The sequence below is a fragment of the Nocardia sp. NPDC058480 genome (assembly GCF_042720495.1).
In the GTDB taxonomy this organism is placed as follows: domain Bacteria; phylum Actinomycetota; class Actinomycetes; order Mycobacteriales; family Mycobacteriaceae; genus Nocardia.
In genome coordinates, this window is record NZ_JBHXMN010000001.1 from 940589 (window position 1) to 963137 (window position 22549).

Sequence of the window (22549 nt, forward strand, 5' to 3'; positions counted from 1 at the left end):
TCGCTGGCACCGAGATCCGCCGGGGTTCAGGCATTCTCATGTTTGAACCATGCCCACGCTGGGTAAAGGATCAGCCGACAACAAAGGGGCGCACCGAAAATCGGTGCGCCCCTTCGGCTTGTTCGCCTACTCCGCTGTCGCGGCCGCCTCCTGCGCGGCCAGCGCCCGCCGGCGAACCCGGCGAGCCGCGGCCACCATGTTCCGCAACGACGGCTCCAACTGCCAGTAGTGGCGGGTCTTGAGGCCGCCGTCGGGATTGGCCCACAATCGTTGCGGGGTTACGGCATTCGCGGCCTGTGTGAGCAGCTCGTCGAACTCGTCGATGTCGGGGATGCGGGCCGAGCGGCTCTCGTACACGCCGGGGCCGACACCGTGGGTGAGGCCGTGGCCGGTGGAGAGGTCCTCGGTGAGCGCCTCGATGACCCATTCGATCGAGCGGGTGGCCACGATCGCGGTGACGTCGGCATCGAGCTGGTCGATCGCGTCGACGACCTCGGTGCGACCGGAATAGCCGATGTGCGTGTGGATCTGGGTGTCGGAGCGCACCCCTGAGGTAGCCAGCTTGAACGCGCCGACCGCCCAGCGCAGGTACTCCTCGCGCCCGCGCGGGCGGGCGGGGAGCAGCTCACGGATGGCGGGTTCGTCGACCTGGATGATCGCGATTCCGGCCTTCTCCAGGTCGACCACTTCGTCCCGAATGGCAAGTGCCACTTGGTCGGCGGTCTCGTAGAGCGGCTGATCCTGGCGAACGAACGAGCGCGCCAGCATCGTGACCGGCCCGGTGACCATGCCCTTGACCGGCTTGTCGGTCAGCGACTGCGCGTAGGTGGTCCACTCCACCGACATCGGCGCGGGCCGCGCCACATCGCCGTAGACGATCGGCGGACGAACACAGCGCGAGCCGTACACCTGCACCCAGCCGAAACGGGTGGTGGCGAAACCGTCGAGCTGCTCGGCGAAGAACTGGATCATGTCGTTGCGCTCGTGCTCACCGTGCACGAAAACATCGAGGCCGATGTCTTCCTGCAGGCGGATCGTCGCCTCGATCTCGGCCTCGACCAGCTTGCGGTAGTCGTCGTCGGACAGCCGCCCCGAGGCCACCTCGTGGCGGGCCTGGCGCAGTTTGCCGCTCTGCGGGAACGAGCCGAGCGTGGTCGCGGGCACCAGCGGCAGGTTCAACCGCTCCTGCTGCGCGGCCGCGCGCACGTCGTAGGGCGCGCGTTCGCGCATCTCGGGGGTCACCGCGTACACCCGCTGGCGCACCGCGTGCTTCTGCTTGAAATGCACCTCGGTCGGCCGCTTGCGCCAGTTCTCCGACGGGCCCTCGGTGAGCGCCTTGGCGAGCGAGACGACTTCGCCCACCTTCTGTTTCGCGAACGCGAGCCGATCGGCGACATTGCCTTCGATGTCGTACTCGGCGAGCACGTCGTAGGGCACGTGCAGCAGCGTGGTGCCGGTGGACACCACCAGATCCGGACACACCTCGGCGATCGCGTTGAGGTAGTTGAGCGTGACGACCCGGTCGGCCCGCCACACATTGGTGCCGCTGATGACACCCGCGTAGATCCGCTTGCGCTTGATCCCGGGGATCTCGGCCAGTTCCTCCGCCGTCATCCGGTACGAGGCCAGATCCAGGCCGATCGCCTCGACATTGCTCGCGGCCAGAATCCGCAGCGCCTCACCGAAGTCGCCGTATTGCCCGGTGACCAGGATGCGCGGCCGCAGCGGCGCCTTCGCCAGCCGGTGGTAGGCCTTCTCGAACGCGGCCAGCTCGGCGGGCGTGCGCTCAGCGGTGAAGCAGGGTTCGTCGAGCTGCACGCAGGTCGACCCGCGCTTGGCGAGGATCTCGAACAGCTCTTCGTAGAACGGCAGCAGCTGATCGAGCAGGCTCAACGTGTCGAACTCGGTCTCGCCCGGCACATGCCCGGCCTTCGACAGCAGCAGCAGCGACACCGGGCCGATCACCACCGGACGCAGCTCGATCCCGCGCGCGGCCGCCCGGTCCCACTCGTCGAGCAGGGCCTCTGGGTGCAGCGAGAACGTGGTGTCGGCGTCGAGTTCGGGCTGACGGTAGTGGTAGTTGGTGCCGAAGAAACGCACCAGCTCGAGCGGCGGGGTGTTCGGATTGCCGCGCGCCATCAGGAAGTAGAAGTCGAGCGGGTCGAGCCCGTCTTCGAACTCCTTGAATCGCGAGGGCACCGCACCGAACAGCAGCGCGTTGTCGAGGATGTGATCGTAGAAGGAGAACGTGTTGCCCGGCACCTGCGTGAGCCCGGTCGCGGCCAGCTCGTTGAACTGACGCTCCTGGATATCGCGGCCTACCGCGCGCAGTTCCTCGCGTTCCATCGATCCGCGCCAGTAGGCCTCGAGCGCACGCTTGAGCTCTCGATGCGGACCGATCCTCGGGTATCCGAGAACGCTCGACCCGAATCCATCGGTGACGTTGACCATGACCGCCGATACTCCCTTTCGATCACACGCTGCGCTCGAGACCTAGCACCGGCCACGCGAGCGCGTCCGGCAACAGCAGCTTAAGCCGCAATAACGCCCCCGCGCCGCTCCCCCCGCAAACCCCGAGCACCTGAGCGCCTCTTGTAAGTCTTTTTAGGGGCCCGCCCTGATCTGGACTGACCGGAGGGTGCGACGAAGGAGTACCCGGAGGGAGGGAAGATCAGGGGCCCGAAGGGCCCCGCTCGAGCGCGCCAGCGCTCCAATAAACACAGCCACCAAACGACCCCGAGCGGGTGGTCCTGATGCGTCCCTACCGAACAGCCCGCATCCGGGCTGTCCAGTCCCCTACTTCCCGTACTGGTAGAACCCGGCTCCGGTCTTCTTACCGAGCAGCCCGGCCTCCACCATGCGCATCAGCAGCGGCGGGGCCGAGTAGAGCGGCTCCTTGAACTCGGAGTACATCGAGTCCGCGATCGACTTCACGGTGTCGAGCCCGACGAGGTCGGTCAGCGCCAGCGGGCCCATCGGGTGGGCACAGCCGAGCACCATCGCCTTGTCGACGTCGTCCTTGGTGGCGAAGCCCGACTCGACCATCCGGATGGCCGAGAGCAGGTACGGCACCAGCAGCGCGTTGACGACGAAACCGGAGCGGTCCGCCGATCGCACGATCTGCTTGCCGAGGATCTCGGCGGCGAACTGCTCGGCGCGCTTGGCGACCGGCTCGCTGGTCTTGAGCGTGGTGACCAGCTCGACCAGCGGCAGCACCGGCACCGGGTTGAAGAAGTGCAGACCGACCACGCGCTCGGGGTTCGCGGTGGCGACGGCGATCTTCATGATCGGGATGGAGGAGGTGTTGGAGGCGAGCACGGCGTTCGGGTCGGTGACGACCTTGTCCAGCTCGGCGAAGATGGCCGTCTTGACCTCTTCGTTCTCGACAACGGCCTCGACCACCAGCTGACGGTCGGCGAAGTCGCTGAGATCGGAGGTGAAGCGCAGCCGCCAGGCCGCCTGCTCCCGCTCACGCTCGGTGATCTTGCCGCTGCTCACGCCACGGTCCAGCGAACGCAGGATCCGTGCGCGGCCCGCAGCGGCGAGTTCACGCGTGGTCTCGTAGACGAGGACGTCGACGTGCGCGCGTGCGCACACCTCCGCGATGCCCGCGCCCATCTGTCCGGCGCCGATGATGCCAACGCGCTGAATCTTCTCGCTGCTGCTCACGTCCCGCTCCTGCTGTGTGTCTGGCTGTGGGGTGGCTGGGGAGGTCATAGCGACCAAAGTATAGGGATGCCCTCCCACGCCAGGGCTGTATGGCGTGGGAGGGCGTACACCCCTACCGGAGTAGAGGAAAGGTGTTGCCGGTCAAAGCAACCCCGAGGGGGATCAGTGGAACTGGCCCTCTTCGGTGGAGCCCTTCAGAGCGGCGGTCGACGTGTTGGGGTCGACGGTGGTGGCGATGGTGTCGAAGTAGCCGGCACCGACCTCACGCTGGTGCTTGATGGCGGTGAAGCCACGCTCGGCAGCAGCCTTGAACTCGCGCTCCTGCAGGTCGACGAACGCGGTCATGCCCTCGCGAGCGTAGCCGTGCGCCAGGTCGAACATGCCGTAGTTGAGCGAGTGGAAGCCCGCCAGGGTGATGAACTGGAACTTGAAGCCCATCGCGCCGAGCTCACGCTGGAACTTCGCGATGGTCGCGTCGTCCAGGTGCGCCTTCCAGTTGAACGAAGGCGAGCAGTTGTAGGCCAGCAGCTGGTCCGGGAACTCGCTGCGAACCGACTCGGCGAACTTGCGCGCGACCTCGAGATCCGGGATACCGGTCTCCATCCAGATGAGGTCGGCGAAGGGGGCGTAGGCCTTGGCACGCGCGATGCAGGGCTCGATGCCGTTCTTCACACCGAAGAAGCCCTCGGCGGTACGGGTGCCGTCCAGGAACTCACGGTCGCGCTCGTCCACATCGGAGGTGATGAGGGTGGCGGCCTCGGCGTCGGTGCGGGCGATGATCACCGAAGGCACGTCGGCGACGTCGGCGGCCAGACGCGCGGAGGTCAGGGTGCGGATGTGCTGCTGGGTGGGGATCAGCACCTTGCCACCGAGGTGGCCGCACTTCTTCTCCGAGGCGAGCTGGTCTTCCCAGTGCACACCGGCGGCACCGGCCACGATCATGGCCTTCTGCAGCTCGTAGGCGTTCAGGGCGCCACCGAAGCCGGCCTCGGCGTCGGCCACGATCGGGGCCAGCCAGTTCTTGACCGACTCGTCGCCCTCGACCTTGGAGATCTCGTCGGCGCGCGAGAGCGCGTTGTTGATGCGACGCACGACCGCGGGAACCGAGTTCGCCGGGTACAGCGACTGGTCCGGGTAGGTGTGGCCGGACAGGTTGGCGTCACCGGCGACCTGCCAACCGGACAGGTAGATGGCCTTCAGGCCGGCGCGAACCTGCTGCACGGCCTGGTTGCCGGTGAGGGCGCCCAGCGAGTTGATGTAGTCCTCGTTGTTCACGAGGTCCCACAGGATCTCCGAACCGCGACGGGCGAGGGTGTGCTCCTCGACGACGTTGCCCTGCAGCTTGGAAACCTGCTCAGCGGAGTAGGTGCGGGTCAGGCCCTTCCAACGCGGGTTGGTGTCCCAATCCTGCTGGATTTCCGCTGCGGTCTTCGGGGTGCCGGGGAGAGACATCTCTTGACTCCACTTCCTCGTGTGGTCGGTGCTCCACGCTGTCGGTGTGTGAATCAACCGGTGGCTGAACGCTTTCGGTTGCACAACTCGTACTGCTGGAGCAATTTGCAGGCTTGCTAGGACTTACTAGGGCCCAAGGGGTGTACTTCCAAACAATGGCACACCCGGAAATGGCCGTCTACCTGTTGGTTGTGTGAATCTCAGCTAGTTTTGCCGACGCGTTTGCTAACTTTGCGAAATTAGCGGGCTGATTGCAAGCATCAGGCCTACCGGCGGGTAGTGCTGACCAGGAGTTTTAGCATAACGCTTGTACTGTTAGCGATCACCGGGTGGGCACGCTCCGACACTCCCGAGCCTTCCAGCGTGTGAGTCGTTTCACACACCACGCCGGACACGAATGGTGTGCGTGTCGTCACTCGATTCGGTCACGACGCACGCATCTGCCCCTTCGCCCCCAGAAATGGGTGCACCGCATGACGTGCGGGACACTCATCCACCGAGACGACAGGTCGCTCGGAAGTGGGCGCACCCTGGACGTTCGTCCACGAAAGACGAAAGAGTGGGTCCATGAGGATTTCGAGGATCGCGGCGACATCGCTGACCGTGCTGGCGGCGGCACTGAGCCTGGTGCCGGTGGCGAGCGCGCAACCGACCGAGGCGGCAGGCACCGTTGTCGGCGTCGAGTCACTGTCCGCCGCGGCGACCCTGCCCGGTTCCGCCCGTGCCGAGCGCCTGCTCTACCGGTCGACCACCGCGGGCGACCAGCCGACCACCACCAGCGCGGCCGTGTACTTCCCCGCGGGCGAGGCCCCACAGGGCGGCTGGCCGGTGATCGCGTGGGCGCACGGGACCGTCGGACTCGGCGACGACTGCGCCTACAGCGTGGCCGGGCCCGCCGCCGTCGAGCGCGACTGGGCCTACCTCGGCACCTGGTTGAGCCAGGGCTACGCGATCGTCGCCGCCGACTACGCGGGCCTGGGCGGACCCGGCGAACACCCCTACCTCAACGGCATCGCCGAAGCGCACAACGTGGTCGACGCGGTGAAGGCCGCGACCGAGCAGTACTCGTCCCTGTCGCACCGGTGGGCAGTGGTCGGCCAGTCCCAAGGCGCGGGCGCCGCGGTGTTCACCGCCCGCTTCGCCACCGAATTCGGCGGCCCCGCCCTGGATTACCGTGGCGGGGTAGGCACCGGTATCCCCGCCTACATCGAGGACGTCATCGGGCTCATCGGCCCCGGCATGCCCCCCATCGCCCTGAGCTCCCACCTCACCGCCTACGTCCTCTACATCCTCAGCGGCCTGCGCACCACCTACCCCGACCTGAACATCGACGGCCTGCTCACCGACACCGGCCGCACCTGGCTGGCCCGCGCCCAAACCGCCTGCATCGGCCCCCTCGGCGACGAACTGGCCGCCGCGAAACCGTCGATCGGCAGCATGTTCGCCCGCCCCCTGTCCTCGCTCCCCGACACCAACCGCCTGCTCGCGCACTACATGGGCCTCCCCGAGTCCGGCTACGACCGCCCACTTTTCCTAGGCCAGGGCCTACAGGACACCGACGTGGTCACCCCCGAAACCCTTCGCTACGCCGCGGTCCTACAAGCCAACCGCCAGCCGATCACCTTCCACACCTACCCCACCGACCACAGCGGCACCGTCAACGCCTCCTTGGTCGACTCGGTCCCCTTCGTCAGCGCGCTATTCACCTGACCTGAGTACGAAACGGCCCCGCGCTACTCCAAGTAGCGCGGGGCCGTGGTGGTTTCGATGCCGTCGAGCGCTCATATCCCGTAGCGCTCAGCGCACACTCAACGCCGTCATCTTCATGACCAGGCAGTTTTCAGTGTAGCGGAGTGTTCGACTAGCGAATGCTCATGTCATCGAGCGTGGCCGCGGTCAGGATATTCGCCGACCATCCGCGCAACTGCTCGAGATCAGCACTGTCCACAATCGCAAGGATCTCACGGGGCACCGCACCGAACTTCAACGCGAGCTGATCAGCGAGCAACTCCCGCAACATCGCGACCCGCCCGCGCGCCTCCCCGCGAGCTTCCCCGCGCGCTTCCCCACGCGCTTCCCCACGCGCTTCCCCGATGGCTTCGCCCTCGGCCCGAAGCTGTTCAGCAGTCGTCACGAATGCCTCCTTTGCCTGCGGCCCGAGCTGGTCGATGAGCGGACGCAGCTCATCTGTCGACGTTTTGCTGACACTCACAATGTACGTGAGCACCGCGGTCAAGTCATCGATACTTATCTTGCGCAGATAAGGGAGCAGGGGCTCCAAATCGCGGCCGAGATGCTTGCTACGGGGCGCGGTCTTCAGCAAGACCTGCAACGTCACCACGGCGGGTGTGCTCGGACGGGCGTAGAGACCGTCCAGGTCAGCGCTGGTTATGTCATCGAGCAGGAACCGCAACCGCGGCAAGTACGGCGCCAAGACAGCTTTGCTCGCTTCGTCGATGTCGATCAGGTCCATCACCTCCAGCGGTGCGTCCCAGGGCTGCTGGCGCGAACTGGCGTGCATCACGAGCGGCACGACCGGGGGGACCGTTTCTGCGTCCGGGTTGTCACGCAAGTACTGATTCCAGATCGCGACGACGTAGTCGAGCATCCGCAACGCCATGAACCGGTCGCTGCTGGACTGGTGTTCGAGCAGGAAGTACAGGTACGCCTCGTGGCCATCGATGCGGGTTCGGAAGAGAAGGTCGCTGTAGGTCGCCCGTAGATGTTTCGATACGAAACTGCACGGCAGCAGCTCGAGCACGGTCCAGTCGACCCGGGCATCGAGCTCATCGGGCACCATCGGTCTTATCTGCGACGCGGCGTCGGCCGGATTGGTGAGCAAATGACGAACCAGCGAATCGTGTGGCTTCGAAGCCGAATCCCCCATAGCCACACGCTATCTCGCATGGTCAACTCATCAGACAGCGGCATCACCTTTGCGGTCGGTACCACGCGCGGCCAGAATTGTTGGCCGAGAGGGTCTATCGGGGCATGGCGATCGGGAGGTCGAGGAAGTGGGGATTCGACACCGGCGCCCTTGGGTGCTCGATACGGTTCAGTACAGCCCGTAGGTCATCAAGACCGGAGCAGCCGGATACCTTCCTTGCCGCAGCGGCCGAAACAGTACTGGCACTCGCCGTCGCGAGCACGACCGGATCGCTTGGAGAGCAGTCGGCGAAGCTCGGCCACCGTGTCGGCCGCGGCGGGCAAAATCACTGTGTTCGTGCAGGTTTCGACGCAACGTACGCCGACTCCGGGAACCATCGAGCAGATCGGGCCCCAACTATGGTGGCAGCGTGTCCGAGAAGTGGATGCCGATCTTCGGCAACAACAGGTCTGTCCCTATGCCCGCGATGCTGCTGTATGGCTCGATCACAATCCTCATCGCGATATGGCTTCCACTCTTCAAGATCGGGCGCCGCGGAAATTCGCCCTCCTATTCGCTGTGGGATCTACGCGAGTTCGGCGCTCCTGGCCTGCCCTTACTGGTTCTCGGTGCAGCCCTGCTGGTCGCCGCGGGTATCGTGGCGCACCTTCGCGCGCTGCCGAGCGCATGGCTGTCCAGCCTCGCAGTCGCCGAAACTCTCGGCATTCTGATGGCACTATCCATCGGATTCACGCTGTCTCTCGCAAAATTGAAGTATCCCGGCTCCGCTGACATCGGGTTTCTGCCGGGACTGCCCCTCCTTGCCGCTGGGCTGACCGCCACGCTCGCTGGCACCCGGCAGCAGCCGAGATCCGCAGGCTCGCCGACCTGAAACTGTTCAGGGACAGCAGCTGAGGTTCGAACTGTCACTCGACTGAGCGGCCAGCAAACCCGCTGTGTCAGTGCCAGTTTCGATGCTCGAGATCACATAGCGGGTACTGTCGCAGGCGTGAGAATCGTCAGATCAGCTGTCCTCGCCGCGTTCGTGCTGCTGCTCGCGCCTGCCTTCGCGCACGCCGACCCGCCGCCGATCTTCACCCAGGAAGAACAGTGCGACACCACCCGCACCCTGGTCGACAACGTGCGCGCCGCCAAACCTGATGCGACGCCGGAAGAGATCGCGGACATTTTCGTCAACTACATGGACTCGATGGGCGCCTACAACCGCGTCCCCCAGGCCAAGGAATCTGACCGCCAGATCACCCTGAGCAACATCGAACGCTGCGGGCTCGCCTAGGCAGATCAGTGCACACCGAAGGCCGCCATCGCGGTCGCCATCTTCATGACCAGGCGGTTTTCGGTATTGCGAACCGGGGTGAACCCGAACCGGGAATAGAAGGCTGCGGCAGGCTCGCCGATCGCATCGACAACGATGAGGCGACCACCGGTGGTCTGCGCTGCTCCCATGATTTTGGTGACCGCGTCGACGAGCAGCTGCTCACCCAAGCCCTGCCGGTGCAGCCGCTGGTCGAGGGCGAACTTCGCCAGCAAGAAGGCCGGCACGATTTTCAGCCCGGATGACAGCGACTGAGATAGGCCGTCCACGTCGCGTTCCAGCTGGGTGGGCGCGATCGAGTAATAGGCGCGCACGGTCGGATCGTCGCCGGTGACCCAGACGTAGGTGCGGCTTGTCCAGCGCTGTTCAGCCTGCAAAGCCATCCGCTGTAGCCAATTGTCGAGCACTGGCTTTCCGCAGTCGAACTCGCTGAGTTTGTGGTCGACGGAGATCGCCGTCGAGATCCAACTAACCGGCGGACCACTGTACGGACAATGTACGGAATATATCAGTGAATTGAACTGGCTCAGTGCCCGAGAAGCTGTTCAGCAGTCGTCACGAGCGCCCCGAACTGGTCGATAAGCGGACGCGGTTCGGTGTTTGCAGACACTCATAATTCCAAGACATCCAACGGGACGTCCCAGGCTCCAAAGGTCAATCGGCACCCGATTTCATGTCATTGCTACATGATATCGTGTAGCAATGACACGGGTTCGACCGATCCTGGCGCCCATTCTGCGCAATGAGACGCAAGCACGGCTGCTTGCGGCCCTCCTCTTGCGCCCTGGTCGTGAAGCGAGCATCGCCGAACTCGCCAGGGAGGTCGGGGCCGACGCAGGGAACCTGCAAAAAGAGGCGGTGCGGTTGATCGAGGCCGATATCCTCGCCGATCGCAGAATCGGCCGAACCAGACTGCTTCGGGCAACCGATAGCCCGCTCGCGAAACCCTTGGCCGATTTGCTACAGCTCGGGTATGGCCCTAAACCGGTGATCGAGGACGCACTACGCGCCATCCCCGGCATCGAGGCGGCCTATATCGGCGGGTCTTGGGCCGCCCGCTACCTCGGCGTCAACGGGCCGTTCCCTCGTGACATCGACGTAATCATCATCGGCACACCCAACCGCGACGATGTGAGCGAGGCCGTTGTATCGGCCCTTCGACCACTCGGACGCGACAGCCAAGTGATCTTCCGAAGTCGGACAGCCTGGGAAGATGCTGACGACGCATTCACTCGAACAGCCAAAGCAAGTCCCCTGGTAGAACTCGATCTACGAGACGAGGCGTCATGAGCTGGCCGACCGGTATCGAAACGATCAGGCAACTGATCTCCACAGGGAGCCTCCAAAAGGTCTCACCATCGTTGGACGCGGCGGCAGCCCCCGAGCGAGGCCTTCCGCTCGTACGCCAGACTCCGGAGAACCCGGAATCAGGTTGAATACGATGATATTTCGATGATCACCGCGGCGGACGTCGTGGCCGACATCGGATCAGTTCGGGCCATGCATTCGATGGCGAGCCTGCTACTTCCACAGCTGCCCGTATTCACCGACGGATAACGCCTGCCGGGTGGACCTTGCGCCAGTGTTCGGCGATGTCGATGCGGCGGGTTATCCACACCCGGTCGTGGGATTGGACGTGGTCGAGGAAGCGTTCCAGGGCCGCGGTGCGGGCGGGGCGGCCCGCTATGCGGCAGTGCAGGCCTACCGACAGCATTTTCGGGGCGCCTTCGGCGCCTTCTCGGTAGAGCACGTCGAAGGCGTCGCGCAGGTGGGCGTAGAACTCGTCGCCGTTGGCGAAGCCGGCCGGGGAGGAGAAGCGCATGTCGTTGGTGTCGAGGGTGTACGGAACCACCAGGTGGTGCTGGCCGCGCACCTCGGTCCAGTAGGGGAGGTCGTCGGCGTAGGAGTCGGAGTCGTAGACGAAACCGCCCTGTTCGACGACCAATTCGCGGGTGTTCGGGGAGTCGCGGCCGGTGTACCAGCCGAGGGGGGCCGCGCCGGTGAGATCGGTGAGGATGCGGATCGCTTCGGCCATATCGGCGCGTTCGATATCGCGATCGATCAGCTGATAGGACTTCCACTGCAGTCCGTGGCAGGCGATTTCGTGCCCGAGTTCGGAAAAGGCCGCCACCGCTTCGGGATTGCGCTGCATGGCCCGCGCCACCGCGAAGACGGTGAGCGGTAGGCCGCGCCGTTCGAAGGCGCGCAGCACCCGCCACAGCCCCGCACGCGAACCGTATTCGTAGAGCGATTCCATGCTCATGTGCCGGTTCGGAAAAGCCTCGGCGGGTGTCATCTCGGAGAGGAAGGTCTCCGAATGCGGCGAACCGTCGAGGACGTTGTTCTCCCCGCCCTCTTCATAATTCAGCACGAACTGCACGGCGATATGCGCATCGTCGGGCCACCGCGGATCGGGCGGGTTCGGCCCGTAACCGACGAAATCGCGAATATCGCTCATGCTGTCTCCTCTACACGTGCTCGGGCGCCCGCCGTGGTGCCGTGCGCCGCCGGGCGCTGACCGCTCACGCGGAGAGCTCCCCGTACAGGCGCAGCCGGGCGAGACCACCGTCGGGATAGATATCGAGGCGCACCTCCACGACCGAGGCGGCCGCGGGCTGTAGCGCGAATCGGTGGCGGGTGTCGGGCAGCAGATCGGTGCGCGGCAGGAGCTCGACTTCTGTTCCGTCGCTGGTGAATCCGGTGAGCGAGGCCGCGCCGGGACTGTTGCCGAGGAAGCAGGAGGTGTCGATCTCGGCCAGCCGGATCGACCCCGGTCCGGCGAGTTCGATTCGCACCCAGTCGTTTCCGTCGTCGCGGCGACGCGCGGTCTCCCAGCCGTCGCCCATTTCCCTGGCCAGGCCGGGGTAGAGCAGCTGGTTGGGCGAGCTGTAGAAGCGGTTGGAGCAGTCGAGCACGATGGCGCCGTTCTCCAGTGCGGCGAGGTCGAGCGGGCCGAGGCCGAGCAGCGCGGTATCGGGGCGACCTTCGCCGTGCACGCGCAGGCGGGCAACGCCGCCATCGGGATGCATGGTGAGCTTCACATGGGTCCACCGGTTCTCGTCGCCGACGGCGAACGGATTGCGGCTGTCACCACCGACCTTCACGCGGTCGAGCAGGGTCACCCAGTCGGTGCGGGCGGCGATCTCCTCGGCGGGCGGGTAGCCCTCGATCGCCAGCGCCGACAGCGACACCTCGGGCGGATAGTTGCCCTTGAACCAGGCGGTGTCGACCACGACGCCACGGATCACGCCGGGCACACCGAGCCGCACGATGGCCGAATCGTCACCCGGTTTACCGCGGTGCCTTCGGGTCTCCCAGCCGTCGTAGACCTGACCCTTGTGCCCGAACGTCGCCGGCTGGTATTCCGACGGACTCGGGCTGACGAGGTTCTCCTTCTCCGCGAAGAATTCGTCGTTGGCCCAGATCACCGAACCGCCCAGGGTGCGGACGGCCAGATCCGGTAGCAGGGTGAAATCGTCGCCGCCGGTGAATCGGCTCATGGATGCCTCCTGGGGTCGGGTGCCCACGATCGAAGCCGTGCGGGGCACCTCGTCTGAAATTACTGCGCCGGATGCGCGACACCGCGCTCTCATCGACTGGGTGGCGCCTCCTTCGATATTACTGGTATACCGCTATGCGGGGCGGGTACCTCACGTCGCTCGCACCCGCCGAGCCGCGAGGTCGAGCAGAACATCGCTGGTCAGGCCCGGTGCCGTGGCGAGAAGTTCAGCCTCGGTGAACGCACCGGCACGCAGGCCGCGCAGCACCGTGCTCGCCAGGGCTTCGGCGGTGGCGGGCTCGTCCATGACGCCCCCGCTGCGCCGGTCCAGATAGGCGATCAGGCGCGGCACCGCCACCTCCGACGCGCCGCGGAAGAAGTCGTAGGTGGCCAGCCAGCGGGTGACCAGGTGGCCGGGGTGCATATCCCAGCCCTGGTAGTAGCCGCGGCGCAGCGCCCGGTCGACCAGGCGGTGATGGTTGGCCATCGCGCCTTCGGGATCGACGTCGGGGACGATCTGGGTCGAGCCGTCGCAGATCCACACTCCCGTCTGCGCGGCGGCGACCTGCATCACCGACTTGGCGTAGTCGGCGGCGGGATGGTCGAGGGCCTGATCGGTGGCCGCGATACCGCAGGCGGCGGTGTAGTCGTACGTGCCGAAATGCAGTGCGCTACAGCGGCCGTCGGCCAGCTGGATCATCGTGACGATGGGCGCGGTGCCGTCGGGGGCGATGATCGCCTGCGGGCTCTCGATCTGCAGTTCGAAGCGCAGCGACCGTTCGGGCAGGCCGTGGCCGCGCTCGAGTCCGGTGCACAGGTCGACGATCGCCGACACCTGTTCCGCGGCACGGATCTTCGGCACGGTGAAGACGAATCCGGGCAGCGCGCCACCCGCCCCGTCGAGGACGAGTTCGAGGGTCCGCAACGCGCGCCGACGTTCGTTCGCGGCCAAGCCTTTCGTGCGAACACCGAATGACACCGGAGCGCCGGGCTTTTCGGCCCACGCCGCCAGCGCCTCACCCGCCGCCTTCGCGGCCGCGTCCTCGTCCGCGTCGGCACGGAATCCGTAACCGTCTTCGAAGTCGATGCGCATGTCCTGCACCGGCCGGTCCGCGAGTTGGCGGCGGACAGCCGGTAGTGAGCCGGTGACGTCGAGGCCGACAAGGAAGTCGGCGTGGCGATGCAGCAACTCCAAGGCGGCAGCACCCCACTCATCGGGGGTCTGCGCGGTGGCGCGATCGGCGGGAACGTAGGCGGTGTGCACGGGCTGGACGCGGTCACCGGCGCCGGGGTAGCGCACGCGCAGTTCGGCGTCGACGGAGTCGAGAATGGCGTCGATACGGGCTCGAATATGTTCGGGCAGGCGAGTATTCACCCGGCGGTTCCTTCCTGGATGAGCCGCCACACACGGTCGGCGGTCATCGGTAATCGGTCCGGGCGGGCACCGACGGCGTCGCGGATCGCGTTCGCCAGGGCCGGGGCCACCGGGTTGTAGGGGGACTCACTCATCGATTTGGCACCCAGCGGGCCCAGTTCGTCACTGGTTTCGGCGAAATAGACCTCGGTGCGGGGCAGATCAGCGAACTGTGGAATGTGATAGTGGCGCAGTGTCCTGGTGGTCACCACTCCGTGCTCGGACCGCATGTCCTCGTAGAGCGCGGTGCCGAGTGCTTGCGCGACCCCGCCTTCCACCTGTCCGCGCAGCTGCACCGGATTGAGCACGGTGCCCGCGTCGGCGACCTGGATCGACTGCAGGATCTGTACCGCACCGGTCGACGGCCGCACCGCCACCCGGAACGCGTGGACATTGAAGCTCACCGAACGCGGGGTGCCCGCGTGGGTGCCGTGGGCGATCAGCTCACCGTCGGCGAGCAGCTGGGCCGCGGTGACTAGCTCGTCGCCGCAGCGCACGCCGTCCGCTTCGAGCAGGCAGTCGCGTTCGGGGTGACCGCTCACCTTCGCCGCCCTGGCCAGCAGCATCGCGTGCAGTTCGAGCGCCGCCGCGTACGAGGCCTTGCCCGCGACCATGGTGCCGGTGGAGCCGAACGCGCCGGTGTCGTGGCCGACGACGTCGGTGTCGGACTGGCGGATCACGATCCGCTCCGCGGCGGTGGCCAGTGCCGTCGCCGCGAGCTGGGCGTGGACCGTGGTGGTGCCGTTGCCGAATTCCGCTGTCCCGACCCCGATTTCGTAGCGACCGTCCGGGAGCAGGCTCGCCGTGGCATCGGCATGGTGTCCGCGCGGGGGTACGGTCGCGATCATCGCCACGGCCATCCCCGCACCCACCCGCCATTCCGGACCGGGTGCGGCGACACCATTGCCGCGACGCAGTGCCTGCTGGGCGGTGTCTAGACATTGGTCGAGGCCGTAGCTACCGAAAGTCAGGTCGGATTCGTCGATTTCGGCGCCGGTGAACTGATCGCCCGGGATCACCACATTGCGGCGGCGGAATTCGAAGGGGTCGATACCGAGCTCGCGGGCCAGTTCGTCGATCGCTGATTCCACGCCGAAGATCACCTGGCCGAGCCCGTAGCCGCGGAACGCGCCGGAGGGAATGTTGTTGGTGTACACCGCTTGTGCGTCGACCCGCTTGTTCGGGCAGCGGTAGACGGCCACCGATTCGCCGACGGAATGGAACATCACGCCCGCGCTGTGATTGCCGTAGGCGCCCCCGTCGGCGAGGACGTCCACCGAGAGGGCGGTCAGGATGCCCGCCGCGTCGGCTGCCGCGGTGACCGCGACGCGCATCGGGTGACGGCAGGTGGCCGAGGTGAATTCGTCGGTGCGGGTGAACTCGTATTGGACGGGGTGCCCGGTGCGCAGCACGGCCAGCGCGATCAGGTCCTCGGCCAACATCTCCTGCTTCGCCCCGAACCCGCCGCCGACGCGAGTCGCGAACACCCGCACGCGATCTCGGTCCAGTCCGAACACGTGGCACAGTTCGTCGCGCACCAGGAAGGGCACCTGCGTGCTCGATCGGACGACGAGCCTGCCCGCGTCGTCGAGCCAGCCGATCCCACCGTGGGCCTCCAAGTGCACATGCTGCACGCGAGGTGAATTCCATACGCCACGCACCACTTTCGCAGCCCGCGCGATACCGGCGTCGAAATCGCCGACACCGCCGTGGATCTCGGCGATCAGATTGCGCCGCGCATCGGCGATCCGCGCGGAGTCCGGCTTGTCGGCATGCAGCTTCGGCGCGTCATCGGCCAAGGCCGCCTCGGGTTCGAATACCGCGGGCAGCACTTCGTACTCCACGTGCAGCGCTCGCACTCCGGCGCGTGCGGCATGCAGGGTCTCCCCCACCACCGCGGCTACCCGCTGTCCCGCGAACCGGACCGTTCGATCGAGGACGAAGGTGTCGTCCGGATCGTCCTCACGCAGTTCGTGGCGAGCCGTGGAGAACGCGGTTCGCGGTCCATCCACATGCGTCAACACCGCGTGCACACCCGGAACAGCCCGCGCCGCGTCCACATCGATGGAGACAATCCGCGCATGCGGGTGCGGACTGGCCAGCACGGCCAGATGCCACGGCGCAACCGGCGGCATCTGGTCCCCCGCCCCCGGCACCACATCCATCGTGAACGCTTCCTCACCCCGCACGATCCGCGCCCCCGCGGGCGCCCGCACCCCGTCCCCGATCTGCCCGGCCCGATACTTCCGCCGCATCACCCCACCGACCCGCGCCGCCACCCCCAGCACAGCATCGGCCCCGACCTCCGGCCCCTCCTCGGCCGATACACCGGTGACCTCACCAGCCAGTCGACCCGAGTTTCCTTGTGCCACATAGGACTCCACCGCAGGTCCCGCCGCAATGACCCGCTGATCCGATCGCGCCACCTCATCGCTTCCCGGCCGCATGTCGCCGACAGTGGAATGAGTCTGACCATCATCGCTACTCGCCGCGGTGACCGGGGACGCGGCAGGCGGAGTTCCGGCGTCAGGCGACTCCGCGCTCGCCTGCCGCGCGGCTTCCTCGGCAGTTGTACACAGTGATGCACAGGGTGCTGCCAAGGCATCGGCGATGGCGCGATAGCCCGTGCAGCGGCAGAGGTTGCCCTTCAGCAGCTCAGCACGTTCGGCGTCGGTGACTGCCTGAGCAGGAAAGTTGTCCACAGCTGTGTCGGGGCGGGCGGCGGCCAAACCCGACGCTGTCACCACCATTCCGGCGGTGCAGAAACCACATTGGAAGGCGGCGTTCTCGACGAAACTGCGCTGCACCGGGTTCGGGACGTCCGGGTCGCCGAGGCCCGCTGCCGTCGTCACCGCGCGGTCGGCGGCGCGGTAGGCGGGGATCAGGCAGGAGTGGACGGGTTCACCGTCGAGCAGCACCGAGCAGGCGCCGCAATCGCCGGAGTCACAGCCTTTCTTGACCGCGAGCTCGCCGTGTTCGCGCAGCAGCGTGCGCAGGCACTGGCCGGGGCGCGCGGTCACCTCGACCGCGTGGCCGTCGATATCGAGCCTCATGTCGGCCACGCGCTGGGCGACGTCGTAACCGGCGAGGCCGGCACCGCCGGCGCACCGTGCTGCCCGAGGTGCCGGTCCGGGTCGAGTACCGGCTGACTCCGATCGGCGAGGACTTGTTGCCGGTGATACGGACGATCAAGGGCTGATCCGAGCAGCACCGGGTTCGAATGCTCGCCGCCCGCGCGGCCTACGACGCGACCATCTGAACTCACGATGGCTCCTCCCCGAGTTCAGCCGCGACCTCGGCGGCCAGCAACCCGGTCACGTGCTCGCGCCAGTCCGGCGCACCGTGTGGATCGTCGAACCACACGTCGTTACCCAGGTCGGCCAGCGCGCCGGTCAGCTCGGATCGTGAAGGGACGGTATCGAAGTCGAGGACTATCGGGCGTATCGTCGCCGCGGTGATGGTGATCGCGCATCGGTTGTCGGACTCACGCCTGCCCATCACGACCGACCCGGATCGCCCGAGCGGCGCCAAGGCGATCTTGCGAAAGCTGGTGCGCGCCAACAGGCTCGAGGTGGGCACCAGGAAAGATCGCACGACAGCGCCCGACGCCAGCAGGTTCTCGCCCGGCCCGGTAACGAAGTCGCGCAGGGCGATTCGTCGCTCGCCGCCGCCTCGTGGCCAGATCACCGCCGACGCGTCCAGGGCGACGAGCGCGCCGAGTACCGCACCGGCCGGCAGGGAAAGACACACATTCCCGCCGACCGTCGCGGTGCGCCAGATCTTGTGTGAGGCCAGCAGCGCCCGGCAAGCCTGGGCGAACAGCGCCGTGCCCGGCCACTCCGGCCGCAGCATCGGTGTGCCGAGTTCGCGGCCGGGACGGGCACCGGCGAACTCCGCCAGCGTGCAGGTAGCGGCGATCTCCAGACCCTGCGCGGATGCCGTCAGCGGCGCCCAGCCGAGCGTGGTGATGTCGACGAGCCGATCGAGGTGATCGTGCGGTTCGGAGAACAGGAAGGTGCCACCCGCCAGCACCGCGCTGCCCGCTCCGACCTGCGCCAGATCGGCGCGTTCACGGGCGAGAACAACCTCGGAAACAGTATCCAGATCCACGTTCACCTCGCTTACCTCACCAGCCACAGTAGGGGCCGGGAGTTGCCACGATGTTGCACGAAACCCGCGCCGGATTGCGCCGCGGTTAACCCGATGTACGCCATCCAGTGTGCGCCGATCCGGGCAAAACCGCAGTTCAGCACGCCGCCGCCATCGAGCACTGCTGGTCGCGATGTGGGCAGGTTGGAATCCACGCGCCGGTCGACTTCCACGCCGGTCGACCGCACACTCGCCCGAACCACGCACCGGCCCTGGCGACACAGCGCCGCCGTGACCCCACACCGAAACCACGTGCGCCTTCCGGAGCACGGTCAACGCCGAGGCATTCCAGGCATCCCCGGAATCGAACTCGGTCCGACGCACAGGCACCGCCTGCCCCGATTCACCCCAGCGGCTCTCACGCGCCGGCCAGCAGCGTCGCCTGCGCCTGCGCGACATCGGCACCCACCGACGCCTCGTCCACTGTCAGCACCACGTCGTCGCGAACAACCTCACGCCCGTTCACCACCAAGGCGGCCAACGGTGGCGCCGACCCGAGGATCAGCGCGACGACGGGGTCATCGATACCGGCGTGCGCGGGCGTATCCAGCCGCCACAGCGCCAGATCCGCCAGCTTGCCTGGCTCGATCGACCCGATCTCGTCAGCCCGTCCGAGCACCCGCGCACCACCCATGGTCGCCAGCTCCAGCGCCGTGCGCACCGTCATCGCCCCCGGACCGCCGACCGCCCGCGCGTACAGCAGCGCGTTGCGCGGTTCCTCGATCATCGAACTCGACTCGTTGCTGGCCGCACCGTCGACGCCGAGACCAACGGGCACACCGGCCGCCACCAGGTCCGCGGTCCGCGCGATCCCGGCGCCCAACCGGCCGTTGGACGTCGGGCAATGCGCGACCCCGGTCCCGGTGCGAGCCATCGCGGCGATCGCCGGGTCGTCGAGATGCACGCCGTGCGCGTACCAGACATCGTCGCCGAGCCAGCCGAGCTGTTCCATGTATTCAGCGGGCGTGCAGCCGAAGCCCTCCCGGCAGAATTCCAGCTCATCGAAGGTTTCGGCGAGGTGAGTGTGCAGCCGGACGCCGGCGGATCGGGCCAGCGCCGCGGACTCGCGCATGAGGTCGGCGGTCACCGAGAAGGGCGAGCAGGGGGCTAGCGCGATCCGCACCATCGCGTCGAAGGACGGGTCGTGCCAGTCCGCGATGGCCGCGGCGCTGGCGGCGAGGATGTCGTCGATCGACTCCACCACAGCGTCCGGCGGCAGCCCGCCCTTGCTCTGCCCGAGATCCATCGAGCCGCGCGCCGGGTGGAACCGCAGACCCACATCGGCCGCCGCCCCGATCTCCGCGGCGAGCAGATCGCCGCCACCGCGCGGGAACACGTAGTGATGATCCGACGACGTCGTGCACCCACTGCGTGCCAGCGAAACCAGCGCGCCGGTGGCCGCCGTCCGCACCGACTTCTCGTCGATCCGCGTCCACACCGGATACAGCCTCGTCAGCCACTCGAACAGTGTGTGGTCGGCGGCCAGCCCCCGGGTGATCCACTGGTACAGGTGGTGGTGGGTGTTGACCAGGCCGGGCGTGAGCACGCAGCCACGCCCGTCGATCCGCGCGACCTCAGGGCCGAATGCCGGCGGCTCACCCGCGCCGACGGCATCGATCTTGTTGCCACGCACCGTGACCCAGCCATGCCGATACTCGGTGCCCGCCGCGTCGACGGTCACTACCGCACACCCGTGGATCAGCAGCTCGGGCGCGCTCACGGCTGCCACGCGATCCCCGCATCGGGCGCGTCCGCGCGCGCCAGGGTGGCATGGATCGAACCGTACGGCCGGTCGGCCGCCCAGAACACCTCACCTTTGTTCTCGATCTCGAACTGCGCGAGGTCGTAGTCGAAGTGGTGCTTGTTCGGCGCCGACAACCGGATCTCCGCGAGCATCGGAAAACGTTCCAGCGCCGCCGTTCCCATCGCGTACAGCGTCTGCTGCAGCGCCTTGGAATACGTGGTCGCGAACAGCTCGAGCAGGGTGGCGCGAATCCCGGCGTACACCTCGTCCCAGTCGAATCCGCTGGTCTCGGCGAACCGCCACTGGACCACCAGCGAACTGGCCAGCACGCGATCGTGGGTCGGCGCGAGGGTGGTGTACTCGTCGGTGAGGAAGTCGGCGAACTCCGAGCCGGTCGACTTGAGCAGCACCAGGTCCTTGATCCCGCCGATCACCCACCGCTGCTGCCCGGCGCCCTTGCCCGCCACCGTCACCGCGGCCGTTCGCACCTCGGGCCCCTGGCGCACCCAGGTGTGATCGTGTTCGGCACCACCGATCGAAACCCGCTGCCAGCCATAGGAGTCCACGTCGATGCGCGCGCTCGACACCGGCTCGACCGTATCGACGAAATGCTTCGCCAGCGCGATCGCGTAGTCCTCGATGGTGTCGAGGCCGGGCTTCTTCGAGAAGATGAACGCGGTGTGTTTCTGGGTGTCGGTGGGCAGGACGTGACGCTGGTCACCGTCGGTGTATGCCGCCTCGAAATCGCCGCGCAGCGCGGTCGAGACGTTCACATCGCGAATCTCGTGGCGCGCGTTCTCCTTGGAGAAACGCACAACCCGATTCTCGGCTTTGCCATATCGATGGTCGGTCAACACGATCGGACCACTCAGTGCCATCTCAGCTCCCTCGGTAGGTGGAATAGGCGAACGGCGACAGCAGCAGCGGCACATGCACGTGCGGCTGCTCACCCACCGTGAACGCGACGCAGACTTCCGGATAGAAGGTGTCGGCACCCTGCGCCGCGAAGTAGCTGCCGGTGTCGAAGAACAGCCGGTAGTCACCCGGATTCAGCCCGGCCGCGAGCTCTTTCACCCGCCCGTCGGCATCGGTGAGCGCTTCGGTGAGCCGCTGGTCGTCGCGCATGAGCCACACGGCGACACCCACGGCGGGCACCCCACGCACAGCATCGAGGACGTGGGTACTCAGGCTCGTCACGGCGCCACCAGCCGCGCCAGGCGCAGACGATTGATCTTCGCCAATTCTGTTCGCATGACCTGCCTTTCGGTAGCCGAATCGTTGTCCAGCCGCGCCCGCAATACCGCGAGCAACTCCTCGCCGCCGCGGCCTGCCGCGCAGACCAGGTAGATATGGCCGAACTTCGCCTCGTAGGCGCGATTGCCCTCGGCCAGCGCCGAGCGCACGTCCGCGCCCGCCACACCGGACTGTTCGCGCGCCGACGCCGCCGAGGTCGGGCGGTCGCCGATGCGTGGGTGACCGGCCAGCGCCTCGTCGATTTCGTCGTCATCGAGTGTCGTCAATGCCGCATCGGCGGCCGCCAACAGCGATTCCCTGGTCGAGTAGGGACGCGCGGCCGCGATCACCCGTGCCCAGCGTGGCGCCGAGCAACAGGCAAGCAATGCCTCTTCGGCAGTCGCCGCAGGTAGATCGTTGAAACCCGCGAGGCTCAACCCTTCGCTCGTCATCGATCCAGCATCGCGCGATCCCCGCCCTGCCGCCACCGCTGTGCACTCCATCACGTCGGCGTGTCGTCGTCGCCGCGCTCCCCTGCCGTAATCGACCGGCAACATTGCGTCATTACCTTCGCTCACATGCCCTCATTCGACCCTTCCGCGCACGCGTCGTGCACGGGCATCGTCCTCGCGGCGGGTGCGGGCACGCGATACGGCAAACCCAAGGCACTCGCCGAGAACGGCGCCTGGTTGCGCTCGGCGATCACCGCCCTGCGCGACGGTGGTTGCGATCCGGTGATCGTCGCGCTCGGTGCGACCGGACCCGATCCGACCGATCTCGGACTGCCCGACGGCACCGAGTGGCGGTGGGTCGCCGACTGGGCGACCGGACTCGCCGCGACAGTGCGCGCGGGCCTGCGCGCCGCCACCGAAACCGACACTCGCTATGTGGCTTTTTTGCCCGTCGACATCCCCGATATCGGGGCCGATGTGGTCGCCAGAGTGCTCGCCGCGGCGCGTTCGAGCCAGAGCGGACTTGCCCGTGCTGTGTTTCACGCCACACCTGGGCATCCCGTTGTGATCGAGAACAAGCACTGGGAAGCCATTTCGGAGGTAGCCGCAGGCGATATCGGGGCCGGTTCCTATTTGGGCGGTCGACAGGATATGGTGTGCGTCACGTGCGACGACTTGGCGACAGGGACCGATCGCGATTTCCCGGAAGTCGGCGCACGGTGATCGGAGTTGTGA

General features: G+C 66.8%; 20 protein-coding genes. 6 read left to right on the plus strand and 14 right to left on the minus strand.

All coding sequences use genetic code 11. The features are described from left to right. Nucleotides 1–126 precede the first annotated feature (126 nt). From metE to aceA, 3 genes are all read right to left on the minus strand, one after another. Nucleotides 127–2451, minus strand: a complete 2325-nt coding sequence (gene metE / locus ACFWO8_RS04340) for a 5-methyltetrahydropteroyltriglutamate--homocysteine S-methyltransferase (protein ID WP_378941632.1) — start codon at nt 2449–2451, stop codon at nt 127–129. Between the two features lie 345 nt (nt 2452–2796). Beyond that, on the minus strand, nt 2797–3669 hold the full coding sequence (locus ACFWO8_RS04345; RefSeq protein ID WP_255284589.1) for a 3-hydroxybutyryl-CoA dehydrogenase: 873 nt from the start codon (nt 3667–3669) through the stop codon (nt 2797–2799). A gap of 162 nt (nt 3670–3831) precedes the next feature. Next, complete coding sequence (gene aceA, locus ACFWO8_RS04350; protein ID WP_067450000.1) at nt 3832–5121, minus strand: isocitrate lyase; 1290 nt, start codon at nt 5119–5121, stop codon at nt 3832–3834. Nucleotides 5122–5688: 567 nt separating this feature from the next. On the opposite strand from aceA, the gene ACFWO8_RS04355 reads away from it, so the two are divergent. Next, entirely contained in the window at nt 5689–6831 is a 1143-nt protein-coding gene (locus ACFWO8_RS04355) for an alpha/beta hydrolase family protein (protein WP_378941639.1), read from the plus strand. Nucleotides 6832–6982: 151 nt separating this feature from the next. Here the strand turns inward: ACFWO8_RS04355 and ACFWO8_RS04360 are convergent, their stop codons facing one another. Further along, nucleotides 6983–8008 (minus strand): Rpn family recombination-promoting nuclease/putative transposase, encoded by a 1026-nt coding sequence (locus ACFWO8_RS04360; RefSeq protein ID WP_378941644.1) that lies wholly within the window; start codon nt 8006–8008, stop codon nt 6983–6985. 424 nt (nt 8009–8432) lie between these two features. On the opposite strand from ACFWO8_RS04360, the gene ACFWO8_RS04365 reads away from it, so the two are divergent. Together ACFWO8_RS04365 and ACFWO8_RS04370 are read left to right on the plus strand one after the other, a co-directional pair. Next, nucleotides 8433–8879, plus strand: coding sequence for a hypothetical protein (locus ACFWO8_RS04365; RefSeq protein WP_378941649.1), 447 nt, complete (start codon nt 8433–8435; stop codon nt 8877–8879). A gap of 117 nt (nt 8880–8996) precedes the next feature. Continuing rightward, a complete protein-coding gene (locus tag ACFWO8_RS04370; protein ID WP_378941653.1) occupies nt 8997–9284 on the plus strand; it encodes a hypothetical protein in 288 nt (95 codons plus the stop codon). Between the two features lie 5 nt (nt 9285–9289). On the opposite strand, the gene ACFWO8_RS04375 is transcribed toward ACFWO8_RS04370, so the two are convergent. Continuing rightward, nucleotides 9290–9706, minus strand: coding sequence for an N-acetyltransferase (locus ACFWO8_RS04375; RefSeq protein ID WP_378941659.1), 417 nt, complete (start codon nt 9704–9706; stop codon nt 9290–9292). A gap of 319 nt (nt 9707–10025) precedes the next feature. Here ACFWO8_RS04375 and ACFWO8_RS04380 point away from each other — a divergent pair, with 319 nt between their 5' ends. Beyond that, complete coding sequence (locus ACFWO8_RS04380; protein WP_378941663.1) at nt 10026–10613, plus strand: ArsR family transcriptional regulator; 588 nt, start codon at nt 10026–10028, stop codon at nt 10611–10613. Nucleotides 10614–10866: 253 nt separating this feature from the next. On the opposite strand, the gene puuE is transcribed toward ACFWO8_RS04380, so the two are convergent. From puuE to ACFWO8_RS04400, 4 genes are all read right to left on the minus strand, one after another. After that, on the minus strand, nt 10867–11781 hold the full coding sequence (gene puuE / locus ACFWO8_RS04385; protein WP_378941668.1) for an allantoinase PuuE: 915 nt from the start codon (nt 11779–11781) through the stop codon (nt 10867–10869). A 64-nt stretch (nt 11782–11845) separates the two neighbouring features. Then, on the minus strand, nt 11846–12823 hold the full coding sequence (alc, locus tag ACFWO8_RS04390) for an allantoicase (protein WP_378941674.1): 978 nt from the start codon (nt 12821–12823) through the stop codon (nt 11846–11848). Nucleotides 12824–12973: 150 nt separating this feature from the next. After that, complete coding sequence (locus ACFWO8_RS04395; protein ID WP_378941681.1) at nt 12974–14197, minus strand: DUF6986 family protein; 1224 nt, start codon at nt 14195–14197, stop codon at nt 12974–12976. Beyond that, the gene (locus ACFWO8_RS04400) at nt 14194–17289 is read right to left on the minus strand and encodes a molybdopterin-dependent oxidoreductase (RefSeq protein WP_378943195.1); all 3096 of its coding nucleotides are present in this window, start codon (nt 17287–17289) and stop codon (nt 14194–14196) included. The genes ACFWO8_RS04395 and ACFWO8_RS04400 overlap by 4 nt, the downstream gene beginning before the upstream one ends. A gap of 68 nt (nt 17290–17357) precedes the next feature. Here ACFWO8_RS04400 and ACFWO8_RS04405 point away from each other — a divergent pair, with 68 nt between their 5' ends. Next, nucleotides 17358–17435 (plus strand): winged helix-turn-helix transcriptional regulator, encoded by a 78-nt coding sequence (locus ACFWO8_RS04405; protein ID WP_378943200.1) that lies wholly within the window; start codon nt 17358–17360, stop codon nt 17433–17435. 62 nt (nt 17436–17497) lie between these two features. Here ACFWO8_RS04405 and ACFWO8_RS04410 read toward each other — a convergent pair whose 3' ends face one another. The 5 genes from ACFWO8_RS04410 to uraD all read right to left on the minus strand — a co-directional run bounded on the left by ACFWO8_RS04410 (nt 17498) and on the right by uraD (nt 21814). Next, a complete protein-coding gene (locus ACFWO8_RS04410; protein WP_378943203.1) occupies nt 17498–18346 on the minus strand; it encodes an FAD binding domain-containing protein in 849 nt (282 codons plus the stop codon). Between the two features lie 397 nt (nt 18347–18743). Then, nucleotides 18744–20114 carry an 8-oxoguanine deaminase gene (locus ACFWO8_RS04415; RefSeq protein ID WP_378941686.1) on the minus strand — a complete coding sequence of 457 codons (1371 nt, stop codon included), beginning with the start codon at nt 20112–20114 and terminating at the stop codon, nt 18744–18746. Further along, nucleotides 20102–21007: a factor-independent urate hydroxylase gene (gene pucL / locus ACFWO8_RS04420; RefSeq protein WP_378941692.1), complete on the minus strand. Its 906-nt coding sequence runs from the start codon at nt 21005–21007 to the stop codon at nt 20102–20104. Before pucL ends, ACFWO8_RS04415 begins: the two co-directional genes overlap by 13 nt. Before the next feature lies 1 nt (nt 21008). Then, nucleotides 21009–21326: a hydroxyisourate hydrolase gene (uraH, locus tag ACFWO8_RS04425; RefSeq protein ID WP_378941706.1), complete on the minus strand. Its 318-nt coding sequence runs from the start codon at nt 21324–21326 to the stop codon at nt 21009–21011. Continuing rightward, nucleotides 21323–21814 carry a 2-oxo-4-hydroxy-4-carboxy-5-ureidoimidazoline decarboxylase gene (gene uraD, locus ACFWO8_RS04430; RefSeq protein WP_378941722.1) on the minus strand — a complete coding sequence of 164 codons (492 nt, stop codon included), beginning with the start codon at nt 21812–21814 and terminating at the stop codon, nt 21323–21325. The genes uraH and uraD overlap by 4 nt, the downstream gene beginning before the upstream one ends. A gap of 126 nt (nt 21815–21940) precedes the next feature. Between uraD and ACFWO8_RS04435 the strand changes: the two genes are divergently transcribed. Beyond that, nucleotides 21941–22537 carry an NTP transferase domain-containing protein gene (locus ACFWO8_RS04435; protein WP_378941729.1) on the plus strand — a complete coding sequence of 199 codons (597 nt, stop codon included), beginning with the start codon at nt 21941–21943 and terminating at the stop codon, nt 22535–22537. Nucleotides 22538–22549 lie beyond the last annotated feature (12 nt).